Source organism: Marinobacter sp. ST-43 (assembly GCF_030541085.1).
Taxonomy (GTDB): domain Bacteria; phylum Pseudomonadota; class Gammaproteobacteria; order Pseudomonadales; family Oleiphilaceae; genus Marinobacter; species Marinobacter nauticus.
Genome location: NZ_JASSVO010000001.1, coordinates 16140 through 35689, shown reverse-complemented (window position 1 = coordinate 35689; position 19550 = coordinate 16140). Strand labels below are relative to the sequence as shown.

General features: G+C 57.3%; 15 protein-coding genes. 8 read left to right on the top strand and 7 right to left on the bottom strand.

The annotated features are described in order from the left end of the window. Window positions 1-34: 34 nt before the first annotated feature. The 5 genes from QPL98_RS00140 to QPL98_RS00120 all read left to right on the top strand — a co-directional run bounded on the left by QPL98_RS00140 (window position 35) and on the right by QPL98_RS00120 (window position 6723). Complete coding sequence (locus QPL98_RS00140) at window positions 35-1153, top strand: 5-(carboxyamino)imidazole ribonucleotide synthase (protein WP_303292421.1); 1119 nt, start codon at window positions 35-37, stop codon at window positions 1151-1153. A 73-nt stretch (window positions 1154-1226) separates the two neighbouring features. Then, window positions 1227-1805 carry a superoxide dismutase [Fe] gene (sodB, locus tag QPL98_RS00135; protein WP_286715345.1) on the top strand — a complete coding sequence of 193 codons (579 nt, stop codon included), beginning with the start codon at window positions 1227-1229 and terminating at the stop codon, window positions 1803-1805. 256 nt (window positions 1806-2061) lie between these two features. Further along, window positions 2062-4122 (top strand): bifunctional diguanylate cyclase/phosphodiesterase, encoded by a 2061-nt coding sequence (locus QPL98_RS00130; RefSeq protein ID WP_022991646.1) that lies wholly within the window; start codon window positions 2062-2064, stop codon window positions 4120-4122. Between the two features lie 23 nt (window positions 4123-4145). After that, complete coding sequence (locus QPL98_RS00125; RefSeq protein WP_022991647.1) at window positions 4146-4733, top strand: LemA family protein; 588 nt, start codon at window positions 4146-4148, stop codon at window positions 4731-4733. A gap of 10 nt (window positions 4734-4743) precedes the next feature. Next, window positions 4744-6723 carry a M48 family metallopeptidase gene (locus tag QPL98_RS00120; RefSeq protein WP_303292420.1) on the top strand — a complete coding sequence of 660 codons (1980 nt, stop codon included), beginning with the start codon at window positions 4744-4746 and terminating at the stop codon, window positions 6721-6723. Between the two features lie 87 nt (window positions 6724-6810). Here the strand turns inward: QPL98_RS00120 and gspD are convergent, their stop codons facing one another. The 6 genes from gspD to QPL98_RS00090 form a co-directional block, all read right to left on the bottom strand. Continuing rightward, the gene (gspD, locus tag QPL98_RS00115; RefSeq protein ID WP_226597135.1) at window positions 6811-8760 is read right to left on the bottom strand and encodes a type II secretion system secretin GspD; all 1950 of its coding nucleotides are present in this window, start codon (window positions 8758-8760) and stop codon (window positions 6811-6813) included. 34 nt (window positions 8761-8794) lie between these two features. Continuing rightward, the gene (locus tag QPL98_RS00110; protein WP_014421010.1) at window positions 8795-9643 is read right to left on the bottom strand and encodes a type II secretion system protein N; all 849 of its coding nucleotides are present in this window, start codon (window positions 9641-9643) and stop codon (window positions 8795-8797) included. Between the two features lies 1 nt (window position 9644). Beyond that, complete coding sequence (gene gspN / locus QPL98_RS00105) at window positions 9645-10436, bottom strand: type II secretion system protein N (RefSeq protein WP_303292419.1); 792 nt, start codon at window positions 10434-10436, stop codon at window positions 9645-9647. Between the two features lie 166 nt (window positions 10437-10602). After that, window positions 10603-12255 carry a chaperonin GroEL gene (groL, locus tag QPL98_RS00100; RefSeq protein ID WP_014421008.1) on the bottom strand — a complete coding sequence of 551 codons (1653 nt, stop codon included), beginning with the start codon at window positions 12253-12255 and terminating at the stop codon, window positions 10603-10605. A gap of 76 nt (window positions 12256-12331) precedes the next feature. Continuing rightward, entirely contained in the window at window positions 12332-12619 is a 288-nt protein-coding gene (groES, locus tag QPL98_RS00095) for a co-chaperone GroES (RefSeq protein ID WP_011785505.1), read from the bottom strand. A gap of 196 nt (window positions 12620-12815) precedes the next feature. Next, window positions 12816-13373 (bottom strand): FxsA family protein, encoded by a 558-nt coding sequence (locus QPL98_RS00090; protein ID WP_278349930.1) that lies wholly within the window; start codon window positions 13371-13373, stop codon window positions 12816-12818. 72 nt (window positions 13374-13445) lie between these two features. Between QPL98_RS00090 and QPL98_RS00085 the strand changes: the two genes are divergently transcribed. Both QPL98_RS00085 and QPL98_RS00080 read left to right on the top strand, forming a co-directional pair. Next, window positions 13446-14207, top strand: a complete 762-nt coding sequence (locus QPL98_RS00085) for an SDR family oxidoreductase (protein ID WP_278349929.1) — start codon at window positions 13446-13448, stop codon at window positions 14205-14207. A gap of 23 nt (window positions 14208-14230) precedes the next feature. Further along, complete coding sequence (locus QPL98_RS00080) at window positions 14231-14554, top strand: MGMT family protein (RefSeq protein ID WP_303292418.1); 324 nt, start codon at window positions 14231-14233, stop codon at window positions 14552-14554. Between the two features lie 42 nt (window positions 14555-14596). On the opposite strand, the gene QPL98_RS00075 is transcribed toward QPL98_RS00080, so the two are convergent. Then, entirely contained in the window at window positions 14597-16111 is a 1515-nt protein-coding gene (locus QPL98_RS00075) for a fumarate hydratase (protein WP_303292417.1), read from the bottom strand. A gap of 240 nt (window positions 16112-16351) precedes the next feature. Between QPL98_RS00075 and QPL98_RS00070 the strand changes: the two genes are divergently transcribed. After that, the gene (locus QPL98_RS00070; RefSeq protein WP_303292416.1) at window positions 16352-19474 is read left to right on the top strand and encodes an MECDP-synthase; all 3123 of its coding nucleotides are present in this window, start codon (window positions 16352-16354) and stop codon (window positions 19472-19474) included. Window positions 19475-19550 lie beyond the last annotated feature (76 nt).

Below are 19550 nucleotides of genomic sequence, written 5' to 3'. Positions count from 1 at the left end.
TGGCGTCGACCCAGATAAAGAGCAGGAGAACCAGATGAGAATCGGTGTACTAGGAGCCGGCCAACTCGGGCGCATGCTGGCCCTTGCCGGATACCCCCTCGCAAAGGAATTTGTGTTCTACGACATGTCCGGCAGCCCCAGCGCTGGTCTGGGGGAAGTCATTGTGGATCGCGACGGCAGCTACCTGGACGACTTCCTCTCCCGCGTCGACCGCGTAACCTACGAATTCGAGCACCTGCCTGTTGAAGTGGCGGAGAAGCTGGCCCAACACAAGCCGGTTCACCCCTGCCCCCGGGCGCTTCAGGTTTGCCAGAACCGGGAGGCAGAGAAAACCCTGTTCGGCCAGCTTGGCATTCCAACGCCGGAATGGAAAATCGCTGATAGCGCTGCTTCCCTGAAAGCCGCTGCCGAGGCACTTGGCTGCCCGGTGGTGGCCAAGTCCATTACCGAGGGTTACGACGGCAAAGGTCAGGCGGTTCTGAAAGAACCGGAACAGGCAGAAGAAGCCTGGACCGCCATCGGCCATCCCAGGGTAATCGTGGAGAAGTTCGTTAACTTCAAGCGCGAAGTGTCCATCATCGCGGTTCGCGGCGAGGACGGCGATGTGGCGTTCTACCCCATTGCCGAGAATACCCACCACGAGGGTATCCTGCGTTATTCCATTGCCCCGGCACCCGGCCTGCAACCCCACATCCAGCAAGATGCCGAAAAGTACATCAAGGCACTACTGAACGAATTGAACTATGTGGGCGTATTGACTCTGGAGCTGTTCGAGACCGAAGACGGCCTGGTCGCCAACGAAATGGCCCCCCGGGTTCATAATTCCGGACACTGGACCATTGAGGGTGCCATGACCAGCCAGTTCGAGAATCACATTCGCGCGGTCAGCGGACATGCTCTGGGCAATGTTCAGGCACGCGGCCTGAGCTGCATGATTAATATCATCGGCGAGCACGGCGACATTGAACGGATACTGGAACTGCCCTACGCTCACCTTCACCTCTACAATAAAGGGGAGCGCCCAGGGCGCAAGCTCGGGCACGTGAACATTCTGGCAGACAGTTATGAAGAGCTGGTCTGGCGGGTCCGGAACTGCGCACAGTTTCTGCCCGGCAGCCCCGAGTTTAAAAGCTCTCTCACAACAAGGGGTTGATTTAACTCAAACCGCCCTTATATTGCGAGAGTGTCAACTCACATAAACAGAGAGAACCAGGGAGAACGACCTCATGGCATTTGAACTTCCCGCACTGCCTTACGAAAAAAACGCACTGGAACCGCACATCTCTCAGGAAACCCTTGAGTACCACTACGGCAAACATCACAACACCTACGTAACCAAGCTGAACGGTCTGGTTGAAGGTACTGAGAATGCCAACAAGTCTCTGGAAGACATCATCAAGAGCGCCAGCGGCCCGCTGTTCAACAACGCAGCCCAGGTATGGAACCACACCTTCTACTGGCACTGCCTGAGCCCGAACGGTGGTGGTGAACCCACCGGCGCCGCCAAAGAAGCCATCGAGAAGGCCTTTGGTTCCTTCGAAGACTTCAAGAAAGAATTCAACGACAAGGCCGCCAACAACTTTGGTTCTGGCTGGACCTGGCTGGTAAAAAAAGCTGACGGCAGTGTTGCCATCACCAACACCAGCAACGCCGAAACTCCGCTGACCGGCGCCGACAAGCCGGTACTGACCGTTGATGTCTGGGAGCACGCCTACTACATCGACTACCGGAACAGCCGTCCGAATTACCTGGAAGCGTTCTGGAACCTGGTCAACTGGGATTTCGTGAACGAAAACCTGGCCTGATCCAGCCGGAACAACGGTAGGTAGCAACCGCCTGACCGTTGACCAAACGCCCGCACGGGAACCCCTGCGGGCGTTTCTGTATCTGAATGCGACGAAACCGAAACAAATCGACACACGCATCCACAAGAAACTCTGAAAAAATCGTCCATACTCCATGAAGTTGAAAGGAATCTGAACCATACTGTCATGTGCCGCGTGATAGATCCTGTCGCAGGGTCCGACAGAACCAATCAGACAGATGAGCCAAGAACAGCGGATGCAAAAAACCTTTGAAGTAGAGAACCACCTCGGATATCGCATTCTCCGATGGGTACTGCTCGTCGCGTTGCTGAGCGGTATTCTGATGAGCGCGGTACAGGTGGTGCTGGATGCAAAGAGGGTATCCGCTGAACTGGAGCGTGATGCGGCCCAGACCCTTGCCATGGTGGAAGACTCTGCCACCCAGGCCGTTTTCAGCATTGATGACACGCTCGCCCAACAGGTGGTGGATGGACTGTTCGCCCTGGAACCCATTCACATGGCCAAAATCACCCATCCCGACGGTGATGAACTGGGTGATCGGCTACGGCCTCTGCAGGACTCCCCGTTTCGCCCTTTAACTGACCCGATATTCGGCCAGGTTCGCGAATACCGCGAGAGTCTCACGCGAGGCAGCAATCCGGATCTTGTCTACGGCTATCTTGAGGTTCACTACGACACCGCCCCCTATGCTCGAACCTGGCTCGGCCGAGCACTGGTGACGTTTGCATCAGGCATCGCCCTGGCACTCATTCTTGGCATCGTACTGTTCGTGGTGTTCCATCTGCTGCTGACCCGCCCGCTGCTGCGCATTGTGCAGTCGGTCAAAAAGGTGGACCCGGCACACCCGGACGATCGCCTGGTTTCGATCCCGGAAGGACACCGGGCCGACGAGCTTGGCCTCTGGGTTAACGCCACCAACAATCTGCTCGTAGCCATCGGAGATACCCAGAAAAAACATCGGGAAGCAGAAGACCGGGTCACCCGACTGGCCCGTTACGACACACTGACAGGCCTGCCCAGCCGCGATGCCTTTATGGAAGATCTTCAGGGCGCTATTGAACGAGCCCAGGAAGGCCACAGCTCTATCGCTCTGATGGTCTGCGGTATTGACGACTTCAAATCCGTCAATGAGCAGTGCGGTTTCCGCACCGGCGACACCATCCTTCAAACGGTGGCCAGTCGCCTGACCGCCAACCTCTCATCCGACAGATTCAATGTCGCGCGGCTGGGCAGCGACCAGTTCGTCATTGTTGAGAAACATCTGCGCGATGGATTCCAGGCGGCGGAAACCGCCGAGAAGGTACTCGCTACCATCGGCTCTCCCATCAATTCGGGCAACCACCGGATTTCCATGACCGCCACCCTGGGGATTTCCCTGTTTCCGTCAGATGCCGACCAGGCCGATCGCTTGCTCCAGAGCGCCGAACAAACCATGGCACTGGCGAAGCAGACCGGGCACAACCACTTCCAGTTCTATGTGGCCAGCATCGACAAGGAAATTCGCGAACGCAAACAGATGGAAAAGGACCTGGCCCAGGCCCTCGCAAACCACGAATTCCATCTGGTCTACCAGCCACAGATCAATCTGGAGACACGGCGCGTTATTGGTGCAGAAGCACTGCTGCGGTGGGAACACCCTGAACACGGCATGATTCCCCCGGACCTTTTCATTCCGGTAGCGGAAGCGAATGGTTCCATCGTCGAGATTGGTCAATGGGTCCTGGATCAGGCTTGCTGGCAGGCCGCTCGCTGGGCATCCGAAGGTACTCACCTCAGAATCGCCGTGAACCTTTCCGCCGTTCAGCTACGCCAGGAATCCATTGTTGACGATATTCTCAACACCCTGAAACGTCATAATATTCCGGCGGGACGCCTGGAACTGGAAGTGACCGAAACCAGCTTTATGACCAACCTCACCGATGCGGTCGCCAAGCTGCATCGGCTGCATCGGGCCGGCATCAGTATTGCGGTTGATGATTTCGGCACGGGCTATTCATCGCTGACCTATCTGAAGCAGATGCCGGTACAGCATCTGAAGATCGACAAGCAGTTCATTCGGGACCTGCTGATCAACGAGGAAGATACCCGAATTGCCAACACCATCATCGACCTTGGCAAGAGCCTGAATCTGACCGTCGTCGCAGAAGGTGTGGAAACAGCAGAGCAGGAGTATTACCTCAGCCAGCGTGGCTGTGCGCTTGCTCAGGGGTATTTCTTCTCCAAACCCCTGTTACCCAGAGATTTTGAGAATTTCGTACAGACTTTCCACGCCCGGATCGTGGAAAATAACGCCTGAACCTTTAGCCCTTAGGAGTAGTCATGGGAACGACTGTCATCGGTCTTGTCGTAATTGCCGTTGTCATCCTCTATCTGGTGTTTATCTACAACCAGCTTGTTTCTTTGCGCAACCAGTTCAAGAATGGCTTTGCCCAGATTGATGTCCAGCTGCAGCGCCGCCACGATCTGATCCCGAACCTGGTGGAATCCGCCAAAGCGTATCTGGACCACGAAAAGTCCACTCTCACCCAGGTGATGGAAGCGCGCAATAACGCGGTCAGCGCCCAGAAAGATGCCGCCCGTGACCCAGGCGACAGCACCAAGATCCAACGCCTTGGCAGCGCCGAGAACCTGCTGACCAAAGCCCTCGCCAATTTCTACGCCGTGGCCGAGAACTACCCTGAGCTGAAAGCCAACGAGACCATCCAGCAACTGATGGAAGAACTCTCCAGCACCGAGAACCGCGTAGCGTTCGCGCGCCAGGCGTATAACGATGGCGTGATGACGTACAACATCTTCCGCGAGAAGTTCCCTAACAATATCGTGGCCGGCCTGTTTGCGTTCAAGGAAACCGCCCAGCTCCAGCTTGAATCTCCAGAGGCCCGCCAGGCTCCGAAAGTCAGTTTCTGAGGCCTGATTCATGGCGAGCCCCGGTTTCTTCCAGCGCCAGGCCAATGCCCGGCGCAACACTGGCCTGTTGGTCGTTCTGTTTCTAACCGCAGTCACCCTGATTACTCTGGCGGTCTGCCTGGTGGGTTACATGGTCACCCGCAGCCAGACCTCAGCCCTGCCCTTCCATTACTGGCTGCTGTCCAGCCACGGCCTGACGACCGCCGGTGCGGTGGTCGCGCTGATTGGCATCGGTTCCCTGGTACGCTGGGTGGATCTGGCCGGAGGCGGCACCCGGGTAGCACGAATGGTGGGCGCTCGGGCTATTGATCCGGACACCCGCGACCCGGAAGAACGCAAACTGCGCAATATCGTCGAAGAAATGTCGATTGCCAGTGGCGTGCCGGTACCGGAACTCTACGTGATGGACCATGAAACCGGCATCAACGCCTTTGTGGCCGGTTACACCCCAGGTGAAGCGGTGATGGTGGTTACCCACGGAGCCCTGACCCAATTGAACCGGGACGAACTCCAGGGCGTGGTAGGCCACGAATTCAGCCACATCCTCAACGGCGATATGCGCATCAACGTGAGGTTGATCGCCCTGCTGGCCGGCATCCTGATGATCGGCCAGATTGGCCAATTTCTCCTGAGGGCTGGCTTCTACAGCAGCGGTCGTAGCCGAAACCGGGACGGCCGGGCACAGGCTGCCATGGGGCTGATCGGGCTGGCCTTGATGGTGATCGGCTATGTCGGCGTGTTCTTTGGCCGGCTCATTCAGTCGGCCGTCTCGCGTCAACGGGAGATGCTGGCCGACGCGTCATCCGTTCAGTTCACTCGTAACCCCGAAGGCATTGGCGCAGCCCTGTTCAAAATCGGGATGAAAGGCGGGTATCTGGACACTACCAGCCATGCCAGCGACATGAACCACATGTGCTTCGGCGAGGCGGCACGGATGAAATTCACTTCCCTGCTGGCTTCCCACCCTCCCATTGACGAGCGGATCAACGCCATCCAGCCAGGGCTGATGGCCCGCCTGCGCAGCAGGCTCAGGGATACCGAACCGGGATCACGTTTGCAGGGGCAAGGCACCAGTCCGGAGAAGGCAGGCATCGGAGACCTGGTAAGCCAGGTGGTCGAACCCGCTCAAGGCGCCCGAAAGTACAGCCTGTCCCCTCTGGCAAGCTCCCTGAGCAACGAATCTCCGACGGCAGCCCCTGCGCTGTCCAGCCGCGTTGGCACGGTTTCCGCGGACAGCGAGCGCTTCGCCAGCAACCTCCTGCAGAGGCTGCCATCGACCTTTCGCAACCTGTTATACACCCGGGCTGGTGCTGTACAGCTTTGCTATGGCCTGGTGATTTACGAACTGACGGACGTCGAGCAAACCGAGAGGCTTGCTCTCATTCCAGAGCACTCCGTGCTCGGCGCCCAACCCGAATTGCTTGGCAAACTGCTGCCATCCCTGCTCGAACTTGGCGAACGTGCACGTTTTCCAATGCTTGAACTGGCCATGCCGGCATTGCGAAAGCTCGATCCGGAGGAACGGGATACCCTTCTCGCAAACGTTCAGAAGCTGGTTCAGGCGGACAACAGGGTGACCCTGTTTGAGCTCGCGCTCACAACGTTTTTGTGGCGGCATCTGGGCCGTGGTTCCGGGCAGGTCGTGCCCGTGAAATATCGAAGCTTCCGGCAAGTCAAACCCGCCATAGAACAAGTGCTGAGCCTGTTCGCCCGGGCCGGCACCGAAGCACCGGAAAAGGCTCAAGCGCTCTATCAGGAGGCTATTTCAGGGTTTGGCAACGGAAACGACGAAACCATGCACAGCAAGATCACCATGCAGAACCTGAGAGCTGCTCTGAATGTTCTCAGCAAGCTCTCACCATTGCTGAAGCCTGCCATTATTGATGCCTGCGGACATTGCATCAGTCACGACGGAAAGGTGGAAGTTAAGGAATACGAATTAATGAGGCTGGTGGCGGATCAGTTGGATTGCCCGATGCCCCCACTCTGAGGGCGCTCGAAGCATCGCCCCGGTCCTGCTCGCCAGGGAGGTGATCAGACAGCGCGGTTATCCACGCTGTCTCGTCAGCACAACTCCCTACTGCCTGCGCCCTTCAAACAGCATATCGACCGACGGATCAGATTCTTCCTGGGGCAAGCCAAGCTTTTCCCGCACTTCCAGGTTCACATCCCAGAGGCGGTTGAACTTTTCAGTGGTCGCCGCCACAGCATCTGCCTTGCCCAGCATAATCGTGGGGCGCAGGAAAACCAGCAGGTTGCGCTTAACGCGGGTCTCGGATTCAGATGAGAACAAGCGACCAAGCACCGGGATATCGCCCAGCAGCGGCACCTTGCTCTTGCTGACCTGATAATCATCCTTGATCAGACCGCCCAGCACCACGGTCTCGCCGTCATCCGCCAGCACGGTGGTCTTGATCTCACGCTTGTTGGTGATCAGATCGGATGCACCATCAACGCTGGTTGTGGAAATGTCCTCGGTCGTTTGCTCAACCACCAGACGCACCAAGCCATCTGCACTGATGGTAGGCGTGACTTTTAGCGACAAACCTACATCGCGCCGCTCGATGGTGGTAAAGGGGTTGGTGGTGCCGTCTCCGGTAACGGTAGACTGGCCAGTACGGAACGGTACGTTCTGGCCAACGATAATTTCAGATTCCTGATTATCGAGGGTAATAATGCTAGGCGTGGACAACAGGTTCGCCGCGGAAGACGACGACAGCGCCTGAATCAACACGCCCCAGGTAACCCCATCCTCATCACGCTGCCCGGCACCGACGGTCAACCCGCCGGCAAGCTGTGGAATGGTGTCGCCCACCAGCGCTCCAATCACCGAGTTCAGGCCAACCATACCCTGGCCACTGGTCAGGTTTGTACCCAGCACCGGAAACGAACCCGCAGACTCATCGCCAGCCGCCAGTTGCACGCCGAGCTGATCGCCCAGCTCATCACTGATCTCCACAATGGCCGCTTCAATCATCACCTGGGCACGGCGCACATCCAGTTGCGCCACAATCTGCTCGGCTTCCTGCATCAGGGAGGGATCCCCCCGGACGACGAGAGCATTCAGACCTTCATCAGCAAAGACTGAAAAGCTGTTGCCCGGATTCCCGGTGGAGCCACCCGAGCTGCCGCCCGCACTGCCCTCTTTCACCACCTCACCCATCACACCCTTGAGTATTTCGGTCAGGGTCTTGGCGTCAGCATGACGAAGACGAATTACTTTGGTGGTTCCGCCACTGGCAGACGGTTGGTCCAGCTGGCGAATCAAACCGCGCATCTTGTCCCGGAAGGTCTCGTCGCCCCGCAGAATCAACCGATTGCTGCGCTCGTCGGCCGTCACGCTGTATTTGCGTGCGGCGTTCTCACCGCCGGCGCGACCAAGCTCTTCTGGTGCCAGCTCCTGCAGCAGGGTCACCATGTCACCAACCCAGGCTTCCTGCAGCTGAATCACTTCCACTTCGTACTTTGAGGGGCTGTCCAGTTCCCGCACGATCTGCTCAATGCGAGCAATATTAGACGCATGATCACTGACAATCAGGGCATTAGCCGCAGCCACGCCCGCCAGATGGCCGTATTTGGCAACCAGGGGCCGCAGAATCGGAACCAGTTCCAGGGCGTTGGCATTATCAATCTGGATAACACGGGTGATCAGTTGCTCGGAAGGCGTTTGCGGAAACCGGTCAAGATTCTCAGCGGACTGTTTGGCATCGACCTGCTGGACAATCTTGACCACTTCTTCCCCGGGAATCGCAGTAAAACCGTGCACATTCAGCACTGCCAGGAAAAGATCGTAGATTTCGTCCTTGTTCATGGGGGCACTGGACAATACCGTCACTTTCCCTTTAACCCGGGGATCCACCACAAAGCTGTAGCCAGTTATGTCTGCCACCTGGGTGACAAAGGCCCGAATGTCCGCATCCTTGAGGTTCAGCCTCCAGGTTTCTTCCTGCGCCTGCGCCAGCGAAGCCAGCGGCAATAAAAGCGCGAACATGATTGCCTGGAGGAGGTTGATCTTGTGGTTATACATCTGGCGATATCGTCCTGTTATTTTGAGTACCCTGTCAGCGCCATTGTTCGGGTATGGCGTAACTGACCGTCAGCAGGGTTCCGTCACGTTCAATTTCTATATCCAGCTGCGGCTGGCTGCGCCAACTGTCCAGCAACTGCTTGTCCTGCTCGATGTCGCCCAGAGGCTGACCGTTCACCGAGGTAATGATATCTCCCGGACGCAGATTCACGGCGTTCAGCATGGCGTTCGAGCCATCATACACATACCCACTGCGATCCTCTGCAGGCTGCAGACCGTAGGTTGCCAGTGCAGCCACGCCTTCACTGTCCAACCGCGCTCTGGCGTCTTCCAGGTAGGTATCCGGCGATTCTGCCGTTTGCACCGGCTCTTCCGCAACCAGCGCTCCGGTCTCTATCTGTTCCTCAAACGCCAGGGATTCGTACCTCCCCCCCCTGCGTAGCAGAATTCTTCCAGCCTCGACCTCCGCCAGCTCAGCGTTGCCCGGTAACTGGTCGCCAACCCGATAGTATTCGGTTTCGCCGTTACTTCCGGCAACTATAGCACCGGAGTCTTCCGGACGCTGCCCGACAAGCACACCCTCCAGCCTCAGGCGCAGCCCGGTTTCCGGTGCAGAGCGGCGCACCACGTCGGCCACACCCTTCTGATTATCCGGTCTCCCGAAGAATTCATAACCGGCGATCGGAGCCCCCGATACTCGGCTACGGACCTCAGCGCCGGCGGCCGTCTGCCCGAAGATTTCCGGCACAGGCCGGTCGTTCCAGGCAACCAACCAGGTTAGTTTCGCCAGCTCGACCGCAAGGTACAGCACCAGCGCAAGCAACAGCAGATTCGCCAATGTACGCGAGAACCGCTCCTGACGCCCCACCGACAGCTTCATCATATTACAGGCCTCCGGGCAGCAATGGCTGCCGGACCCGGAACACTACGTCACCCGGCCTTGCAGAATCTGGCCAGGGCTGTTGCGCCAGATCGACCATGCGCTTGTACACCCGCAGTTCCATCATGCCATCCCAGAGTATGCTGGCATCAGCCGCCGGCCCGTTTGCACCCTGCTCTGCCACTACCAGTGAAACGCCTCCGTCCACGGTGTCCAGGTCTGCCTGCATGGGTGGAAACACGGCCTGGCCCACCTGATTGCCCATCGGCCAGGTAACCCTGCCACCATCCCAGCGCCCGAGCCCGTCTGCTGACTTCAGGCGACCGTCTGCCCAGGACATCTCGAAGCGATCCACAGACACGGTTCCCTCAATCATGGCGCCACCGCTCTGGCGTATCAGCTGCTCGAACTCGGCAACCGCTATCAGCCCATTGGCACTGACCTCAAAATTACCCTGCCAACCGGCACGGGCAACCCCTTCCACGCGGGATTGTGATGAAGACACGGAAAATTGCAGCGGTAATGTCACCCCGGAAAGCGATGGCCAGCCGAATTGCCATTTCAGGCGCGCCGGAAAACCAGCCACAACAACCCCTGCGGCCCCATCCCAGAGACGCCCGGATACCTGCTGCACCCGAACCTGCTCTGGCAGCTGCACCTGGGCCGAGGCCTGCTGCCAGAGCCAGCCAGCCGGAACCAGAACAATCAGCGTGATCCCGTAAACCAGAAGACCGAGCAACAGCAGCAGAACCACTTTGCCAGGGCCGAGAAAGGATTTTGGTCGGGATTCAGTCATTGCAATTGGCACATTTAAAAACCGGTAGCCGAGTCTAACAAAGCCATTGGGCAAGTTCATGACAAAAAAACGAAAAACCCCGCGCCAGTGTGAACCAGCGCGGGGTTTTCAGGGGTAGATCGGGCCAGGCCTCAGAAACTGAGACCTGTTCGGGATCTGGCCGGCATTACATCATGCCGCCCATGCCTCCCATTCCGCCCATGCCACCCATATCCGGCATACCACCGCCGGCTTTCTCGTCTTCCGGCTCGTCTGCAACCATCGCCTCGGTGGTGATGATCAGAGAAGCGACAGAAGCCGCTGCCTGCAGGGAAGAACGGGTTACCTTGGCGGGATCCAGGATACCCATTTCCAGCATGTCGCCGTACTGCTCGGTAGCAGCGTTGAAGCCGAAGGAGCCTTCGCCTTCTTTTACCTTGGCAACCACCACAGAAGACTCACCGCCTGCGTTGAATACGATCTGACGCAGCGGAGCTTCCATGGCGCGACGCAGAATGTTCACACCGGCTTTCTGCTCGTCGTTGATGGCGTCTACCTTGTCCAGAGCCGCAATAGCGCGGATGAGGGTGACACCACCACCAGCTACGATGCCTTCTTCAACGGCAGCGCGGGTGGAGTGCAGAGCGTCTTCAACGCGGGCCTTCTTCTCTTTCATTTCAACTTCAGAGCCGGCGCCCACTTTGATGACGGCGACACCGCCAGCCAGCTTGGCGACGCGCTCTTGCAGCTTCTCTTTGTCGTAATCAGAGCTGCTGTCTTCGATCTGCTTGCGAATCTGCTCAACGCGAGCGCTGATATCAGCCTCGGCACCAGCGCCACCGATGATCGTGGTGTTTTCCTTGGTCACGTTGACACGCTTGGCAGTACCCAGGTCATCCAGAGTGGTGTTTTCCAGGGTCAGGCCGACTTCTTCGGAAATCACCGTACCGCCAGTCAGAATGGCGATGTCCTGCAGCATTTCCTTGCGACGGTCACCGAAGCCAGGCGCCTTCACAGCGTTGACCTTCACAATGCCGCGCATGTTGTTGACCACCAGAGTAGCCAGGGCTTCGCCTTCGATGTCTTCAGCGATGATCTGGAGCGGCTTGCCAGCCTTGGCAACGGCTTCCAGCACCGGCAGCAGTTCGCGGATGTTGGAGATCTTCTTGTCGACCAACAGGATGTACGGGTCTTCCAGCTCGGCAGACATGTTGTCCTGGTTGTTGATGAAGTACGGGCTCAGGAAGCCGCGGTCAAACTGCATGCCTTCAACCACGTCCAGCTCGTCTTCAAGGCCACGGCCTTCCTCAACGGTAATGACGCCTTCTTTACCCACTTTTTCCATCGCGTCTGCGATGATCTTGCCGATGGTTTCGTCACCGTTGGCGGAGATAGTACCGACCTGGGCGATCATGCGGCTGTCGTCGCAGGGCTTGGCCATTTCACGGATGGCTTTAACAGCTTCGGCGGTACCTTTGTCGATACCACGCTTCAGGTCCATCGGGTTCATGCCGGCAGTCACGGCCTTGATACCCTCATTTACGATGGACTGGGCCAGTACGGTCGCAGTCGTGGTACCGTCACCAGCAGTTTCGTTGGCCTGGGAAGCGACTTCCTTCACCATCTGCGCGCCCATGTTCTCGAACTTGTCTTTCAGCTCGATTTCCTTGGCCACAGACACGCCGTCCTTGGTCACAGTCGGAGCGCCGAAAGACTTCTCCAGAACCACGTTACGACCTTTGGGGCCCAGTGTTACCTTGACCGCGTCCGCCAGGATGTTAACACCTGCTACCATGCGCTTACGGGCGCTATCACCGAATTTAACGTCTTTTGCTGCCATGTCTTCTATTCCTGTTCGTTAAACCGAAAATTGAACCAATCGGATTAATGAGCGTTCGTGCCTATCGCTGTTGCGATCACTCAAGCACGCCGTAAATATCGTTCTCACTCATGATGAGCAGCTCTTCACCGTCAACCTTCACGGTGTTACCGGCGTACTGACCGAAGACCACGGTGTCACCCACCTTGACCGCCAGTGCACGGGTTTCGCCGTTATCCAGAATGCGGCCATTACCCACAGCGATCACTTCGCCCTGGGAAGGCTTTTCTTTGGCATTACCCGGCAGCACGATGCCACCCGCAGTTTTCTCTTCTTCTTCCTTACGGCGTACGACAACACGATCGTGTAGCGGACGAATTTTCATTGCTCTGTTTCTCCAATAGTCAGATTAATGTGGCAATGACAATTGCATGTTAAAAATGTCTGGCCGGAGACCCGGACCCGACAAATTGCCCCGGCATCCAAGCCACTGATAGACAGCGGTTTTCAGCCTGAAGCGAATCTGTGCTGTGTTAATGGGGTTGAGCGAAAGGTTTTCAACACCCGCAACGAAAAAAAATTTACTTTTTTTCCTGCTCATCCTGATCAGACTGCCCCTGCTGGAGCTGGCCCCTATCAGTCCGGGTCTGATCCTGGTACTCGCCTTCAATGATGTTGCCGTTGGCATCACGATCGAATGGTCGCTGCTGGCCAAATGGGCCTTGCCCGAAGGGCCCTGCACCGCCTCCGGCGCTGAAAAAGAAACTCCGGCCGTGATTCTGCCCCGACACCGTCATCCGCTTCAGCGCCTGCGATGCCAGCCAATGTCGCGAGCCCGGCAACAAACACAGAAAGCCGAAGGTGTCGGTGATAAACCCCGGCGTGAGCAACATGGCGCCACCGACCGCAAGAACCAGCCCCTCGGCCACTTCTTTTGCCGGCAACTCACCGCTGTTGAGCCGTTCATTCGCCCGCAACAAGGTCGCCAGCCCCTGCTGGCGCAGCAACCAGGCCCCGATTACAGCCGTCAGAAACACCAGCCCTACCGTATTCAACACGCCGATAACGCTACCGACCTGAATCAATACCGCCAGTTCGGCAATGGGCATAACGATGAAAAGAAAAAAGAAAACGGGCAAAATGCCTCCCCATAAAAACGATGCAGACACACAGAGAACGTAAAACACCTCTGAACTTAATTAGGGCAAACCATGAAACTTCAAGATTCTGTTATCGCAATCACTGGTGGCGGCCAGGGCCTCGGCCGCGCAATGGCTGAATACCTGGCAGCCAAAGGCGCCAGGCTGGCACTCATCGACCTGATGGAAGACAAGCTGGCTGAAGCCGCTGAGGCCTGCAAACTGGCCGGTGGCGACGCCAAAACCTATGTCTGTAACGTCGCCAAAGAAGAAGACGTTGAGACAACCTTTCAGGCAATCATCAATGACTTCGGCCACCTCAACGGCCTGGTGAACAACGCCGGCATCCTGCGCGACGGCCTGATGGTGAAATTCAAGGACGGCAAGCTCGAGAAGCGCATGGAACTGGCCCAGTGGCAGTCCGTGATCGACGTTAACCTCACCGGCGTTTTCCTGTGCGGCCGGGAAGCGGCCACCCGCATGATCGAAAACGGCGACCAGGGCGCGATCATCAACATCGCCTCCATCTCCCGCGCCGGAAACATGGGCCAGAGCAACTACTCCGCCGCCAAAGCCGGCGCATCTGCCCTGGTGCCAGTGTGGGCCAAAGAACTCGCCCGCTACGGCATCCGCTGCATGGGCATCGCCCCAGGGTTTATCGAAACTGAAATGACGGCCTCCATGAAGCCCGAAGCCCTGGAGAAAATGACCGCCGGCATCCCCCTGAAACGCATGGGCAAGCCAGAGGAAATCGCCTCAGCGGTAGCGTTTATCTTCGAGAACGACTACGTTTCTGGCCGCATGATCGAGGTGGACGGCGCCCTGCGCCTGTAACCCGGCCAATACCGGAGCTCTGAATGAACGAGTCCGAAAAGGAACCGACAAAGGAGCAGAAAATCTGGCAGGTAGTGGCCGCGATTCCGAAAGGGAAAGTGGCCAGCTACGGTCAGGTAGCCGCCATGGCCGGCCTCGGACGCCAGGCGCGTTTCGTTGGCCGGGCCCTGGGCAAACTGCCCGCCGGCCACTGCATTCCCTGGTATCGGGTTATCCGGAGCAACGGCCAGATCGCCTTTCCTGAAGGCACGGAAACCTGCCAGCTTCAAACAGAGAAACTGAGGCTGGAAGGGGTGGACGTGTATAAAGGAAGGGTAAAGATGAAGGACTTTCAGTGGCAGCCTTGAGCCGAACACCCAAGGCTGCCACCGGACTAACAAAGACTCAGATCAAACCGCCTTGGCGGCAATGATCTTGTCGTGCCACTCAACCGGGCCGGTCTGGTGCACGGAACTGCCACGGGAATCCACGGCTACGGTTACCGGCATTTCTTCCACCTCAAACTCATAGATGGCTTCCATACCCAGCTCTTCGAAGGCCACCACCTTGGCGCCCTTGATGGCCTTGGAGACCAGGTAGGCCGCACCACCCACCGCCATCAGATACACTGCGCCGTGCTTCTTGATGGCGTCGATGGCAACCTGGCCACGCTCGGCTTTGCCGATCATGCCAGTCAGGCCGGTTTTTTCCAGCATGGTGTCAGTGAACTTGTCCATGCGGGTTGCAGTCGTAGGGCCGGCGGGGCCAACCACTTCTTCGCGTACGGGATCAACCGGGCCCACGTAATAGATGAAGCGGCCTTTCAGATCCACCGGCAGCTCTTCACCGCGCTCGATCATATCCACCATCTTCTTGTGGGCCGCATCACGGCCGGTCAGCATCTTGCCGGACAGCAGAACGGTTTCACCCGGTTGCCAGTCTTTCACGTCTTCCGGAGTTACAGTGTCCAGATTCACACGGCGAACATTCTCGCCTACTTCCCAGGTGATTTCCGGCCAGTCGTCCAGGCTCGGCGGGGTCTGCAGGGACGGGCCCGTACCATCCAGCACAAAGTGTGCGTGGCGGGTTGCTGCGCAGTTCGGGATGATCGCCACCGGCTTGTTGGCCGCGTGGGTGGGGTAATCCTTGACTTTTACATCCAGAACGGTGGTCAGGCCACCCAGCCCCTGAGCGCCGATGCCCAGCTCGTTCACCTTCTCGAACAGCTCCAGGCGCAACTCCTCGGCACGATTGGAGGCACCGCGGGCCTGCAGATCGTGAATGTCGATCGGGTCCAGCAGAGATTCTTTCGCCAGCTCCATCGCCTTTTCAGCGGTACCACCAATACCAATACCCAGCATACCAGGCGGACACCAGCCGGCACCCATCTGCGGCACCATTTTCAACACCCAGTCCACAACCGAGTCGGACGGGTTCAGCATGGCAAACTTGGACTTGGCTTCAGAGCCACCGCCCTTGGCCGCCACGTGCACGTCTACGGTGTTACCGGGCACCATCTTGTAGTGAATGATGGCCGGGGTGTTGTCTTTGGTGTTCTGGCGTTTGCCGTCCGGATCTGCCAGCACAGAGGCCCGCAGCACGTTGTCCGGATGGGTGTAAGCACGGCGTACACCTTCGTTGATCACGTCGTCCAGCGCCATGTCGCACTCGAACTTCACGTCCATACCGATGTTCACGAACACGGTGACGATACCGGTGTCCTGACAGATCGGGCGATGGCCCTGGGCACACATGCGGGAGTTGATCAGAATCTGGGCCATGGCATCCTTGGCCGCCTGGGACTCTTCCTTCTGGTAGGCCTCGTACACGGCCTGAATGAAATCCTTCGGGTGATAGTAGGAAATGAACTGCAGCGCATCGGCTACGCTTTCGATCAGGTCGTCCTGGCGGATCACGGTGGTCATAGTCGCCTCATCAGCTTTCTGATTATCGGAAGTATGCGGAGCCACCAAAGCAGCCCCCTGCTTATATAAGGAAGCGAGAGTTTACCAGAAATTCGGCACAGCGGTTGATGCGACAGAAGGCGCAAATGCTATGTAGGCCAGCGAAAATAGCTATGACGGTAAAACCAATTCGCAACAATTTGTTAAAACAGGCATTACCCGGTCACTGGAACTCGACAAACCGCGGACCGGCCACTATTTTTGATTGAGGGCCACTCCAAGGGTGCGAGGAGGGTTTCCAGACGCAGAATCACACTTTTGGCTGATCAACACTTGCTACTCTGTCGCTATAGTCGAAGCTACAGAAATTGGCTTTTAAGTGCTGGCTACAATTTCAGACAACCAACAAATCAGAAAAGGCAATGCGCGGAATCCTGGGGCCGACCGGTTCCGTCAACGCCGGATATAACGACACAACAACAGGAAAAGGTTCCACCCATGTTCAAGAAAACTCTAATAAGTCTTGCCGTGGCTTCTTCCCTTGGGTTGACGGGCTGTTTCAGTGGCTCTAACAGTGGGGGTAATGCTGATCCGGATTACAAAATCGATGATACAACGATCGACAAATCCGTTGTACGTCCGATCTATGACCCGAACCCACTGGCAGCGCAGCCTGCCTTCCCGATCAATGCGGACCTGATCCTGTTGCTGGGAGCCACACAAAGTGCAAACTATGATTTCACCGGTCTGTCTTCGGGTTCCACACCGGCCGATGCCGCAGTAAACGATCTGTCGGGTTTTTCCACATCGGGCGCCTTTACGTTGAAATTTGACGGTGCGCTGAATCCGCAAACCGTGTTGGCCAACGCAACCGTCTTCTTACTTCCACTGAATGTCGGCCCTGCGGTTGAATCTGCCCCGGAGGCACTGCCGAACACCAATCCATCCAGCATTGTTGCAAACGATCCTTTTGGTCAGAGCGTGGGTCTGGAACAGCCTAATTTCCGTGCAGACGTAGTAAGCGTCGACAACGGCCAGAACAATGCGGTTCGCATTGTTCCTCTCGAACCACTTGCCGAAGGGCAGAAATACCTAGTGGTAATTACCGATGACGTTCGCAGTGCGGACGGCAAACCCATTGAGCGCTCGGTCCAGGATGTTGCACTGGCGGATGGCGTTCTGGGCAACCCAGCTCTCGGCAACGTCAAGAGCCTGCTGCAGACGGCCGACCAGCTAGCCAATGGTTTCCTCACCCAGATGCAAACCGGCTCAAAGTCTGCACTGGCCTATACCTTTACAACCAACTCTGACACCGACGTACTGCGAGCCATGATGGCGCCCCTCGCCTTTGCCTCTGCATTAGGTCAGAAGATTGGATTCACCGCTCAACTCAAAGCGGTCAGAGATAATTATCCTGAACTGAACTTCTCTCAGTTAACCGCCAAACTGGCCGAGATTACCGAACTGGCCGGTCAGCTTGGCGCCGGTCAGCTTGACCCTGCAACACTGAACGCTCAGCAACTGGCAGCCATTACAGCCCTGGGTAATGTGCAAAACGTGCTGACCGCAGGTGGAACACAAACTCCGACAACAACACTCACCAATGCTATCGCACCAGAAATTGGAAACACCATTCACCTTCCGGTGCCGCGCCCGTCGTTCTTCTATTCGAAAACAGAAGCCGCCGACTTGGCAACAATCCAGGGGCTGGCACAACAAGAACCCGGTAATGCAATTGTAGCGGCAGCGGCTCAGGTTCAGGTTCACCAGGGGGCCATCACTCTCCCCTACTTCCAGAGCCTTCCCGGCGAAGCTGGTGCTGGTATCGTCTCAGGTAGCTGGACGGGCAACACCAGCATGGAAACCAGACTCAATGAAAACCTGTCACCAGGCGAGACCACATTTTCCTTCCTGCGTGATCTTGATGGCACACTTAACGTTAATGGCTACTTCCCGTTCCCGGAGAAGAATGCCGATGTGACAGTTCCGGTGGTGGTGTTCAATCCGTCTACAGATACCCGGCCAGGAGCCTGCCTTGATGCAACCAGGCCTAACGGCGTAACCATCTTCCAGCACGGCATCACCGTAGACCGTAGCGGATCCATGCTTCCCGCCATATTGCTGGCGCAAAGCGCATGTCAAGCGGTTGTGGCCATTGATCAGCCGTTGCATGGCCTTGCTGGAGCTACCACAGGCCGCGTAACAGGCTTGTCTCCGCTTGATGAAGCAACACTGACCGGTACCGTTCAAGCAACGATTCAAGGGCTGGAGCAGGCACAAAACCCCGCGCTAACACCGGTAATCGCGCAGCTCAACGCGCTGATTTCAGCCGACTACATCGGTGAGCGTCACTTCGGTTATACCGCCAATGCATCTCTGCAACCGGTGGCTGCGCCACTCGCGGACATTGCCTCAGGCAGCCTATTCATCAACCCACTGAACATGATGAATAGCCGGGATAACCTGCGCCAAGGCACCGTTGATCTCCTGAACCTTGCAGCTTCAATCCAGACCTTCGATATAAATGGCGACTACCAACCCGGTGATCTGGTCGGCCCGGGAATCAACATGAACTTCATTGGGCACTCCCTCGGCGGGATCTCAGGCACCGTCTTTGCAGCACTGGCAAACGATCCCACGTTGAACACCACGCTCAATGGAACCTATGCCCAAGCTGGAGCACCGCTCAACAGCTTCACCTTCCCTACCCTCGGGTCGGTTGTTCTGCACAACACCAGCGGTCAGGTTACCCGTCTGATTGAGAACTCACCGGCCTTCTCCGGCCAGGTTCTTGGCGGGTTGGCGAACGCCGGTGTTGCTCAGGGAAGCTCAAACTTTGAGAGCTTCTTCTACGTGTTCCAGTCGATTGCCGATGCTGGCGACCCGGTGAACTTTGCTAAGTCCCTGGGTGCGTCAACCAGCAATCTTCTCGTCACAGAAGTTGTAGGCGATACCACCGTTCCCAATGAGGCAAACGTCAATCCGCTGGCGCCGGCCTTTTCAGCGCCTCTGACAGGCACCGAGCCGCTCATGGCCCTGATGGACCTGGGCGCCGGCGGAAACAATCTTGCCGACGGAGCCGTTCTGAATCTGCTTGAGTCTGGTGACACAACGGGCTCGCAGACTCCGGTTGCCGTGTTCTTTGATGGCAGCAATCCTTGCAGCACCGCAAACCACGGTACATTCATAGCGCCCAAAGCACCTAACGAGTCCTGCCCAGGTGGCTTTGCGGTAACCAGCAATGCCTTCACTGCTATGGTTGCTCAGACCGCCCAGGCACTGAGCGGGCAGCCTGTACCGGCAACACCGCTTACCATTGATGCCCTCGGAACCAGCGAGACCCTGGCCAATGCGCTTGATCAGAATGAGCAACAGGCTCCCTAAGCCCTAAGACGGCAACCTAGTAAATCAAGCCCCGGCAATACGCCGGGGCTTTTTTTGCATGGATACTGTGTATCCG

What these genes read in the sequence shown, in the direction of transcription:
- gspD (WP_226597135.1), bottom strand. Translation starts at nt 8,760, where the DNA reads ATGTATAACCACAAGATCAACCTCCTCCAGGCAATCATGTTCGCGCTT.
- QPL98_RS00125 (WP_022991647.1), top strand. Translation starts at nt 4,146, where the DNA reads ATGGGAACGACTGTCATCGGTCTTGTCGTAATTGCCGTTGTCATCCTC.
- QPL98_RS00075 (WP_303292417.1), bottom strand. Translation starts at nt 16,111, where the DNA reads ATGACCACCGTGATCCGCCAGGACGACCTGATCGAAAGCGTAGCCGAT.
- QPL98_RS00080 (WP_303292418.1), top strand. Translation starts at nt 14,231, where the DNA reads ATGAACGAGTCCGAAAAGGAACCGACAAAGGAGCAGAAAATCTGGCAG.
- sodB (WP_286715345.1), top strand. Translation starts at nt 1,227, where the DNA reads ATGGCATTTGAACTTCCCGCACTGCCTTACGAAAAAAACGCACTGGAA.
- QPL98_RS00120 (WP_303292420.1), top strand. Translation starts at nt 4,744, where the DNA reads ATGGCGAGCCCCGGTTTCTTCCAGCGCCAGGCCAATGCCCGGCGCAAC.
- QPL98_RS00140 (WP_303292421.1), top strand. Translation starts at nt 35, where the DNA reads ATGAGAATCGGTGTACTAGGAGCCGGCCAACTCGGGCGCATGCTGGCC.
- groES (WP_011785505.1), bottom strand. Translation starts at nt 12,619, where the DNA reads ATGAAAATTCGTCCGCTACACGATCGTGTTGTCGTACGCCGTAAGGAA.
- groL (WP_014421008.1), bottom strand. Translation starts at nt 12,255, where the DNA reads ATGGCAGCAAAAGACGTTAAATTCGGTGATAGCGCCCGTAAGCGCATG.
- QPL98_RS00130 (WP_022991646.1), top strand. Translation starts at nt 2,062, where the DNA reads ATGCAAAAAACCTTTGAAGTAGAGAACCACCTCGGATATCGCATTCTC.
- QPL98_RS00085 (WP_278349929.1), top strand. Translation starts at nt 13,446, where the DNA reads ATGAAACTTCAAGATTCTGTTATCGCAATCACTGGTGGCGGCCAGGGC.
- QPL98_RS00110 (WP_014421010.1), bottom strand. Translation starts at nt 9,643, where the DNA reads ATGATGAAGCTGTCGGTGGGGCGTCAGGAGCGGTTCTCGCGTACATTG.
- gspN (WP_303292419.1), bottom strand. Translation starts at nt 10,436, where the DNA reads ATGACTGAATCCCGACCAAAATCCTTTCTCGGCCCTGGCAAAGTGGTT.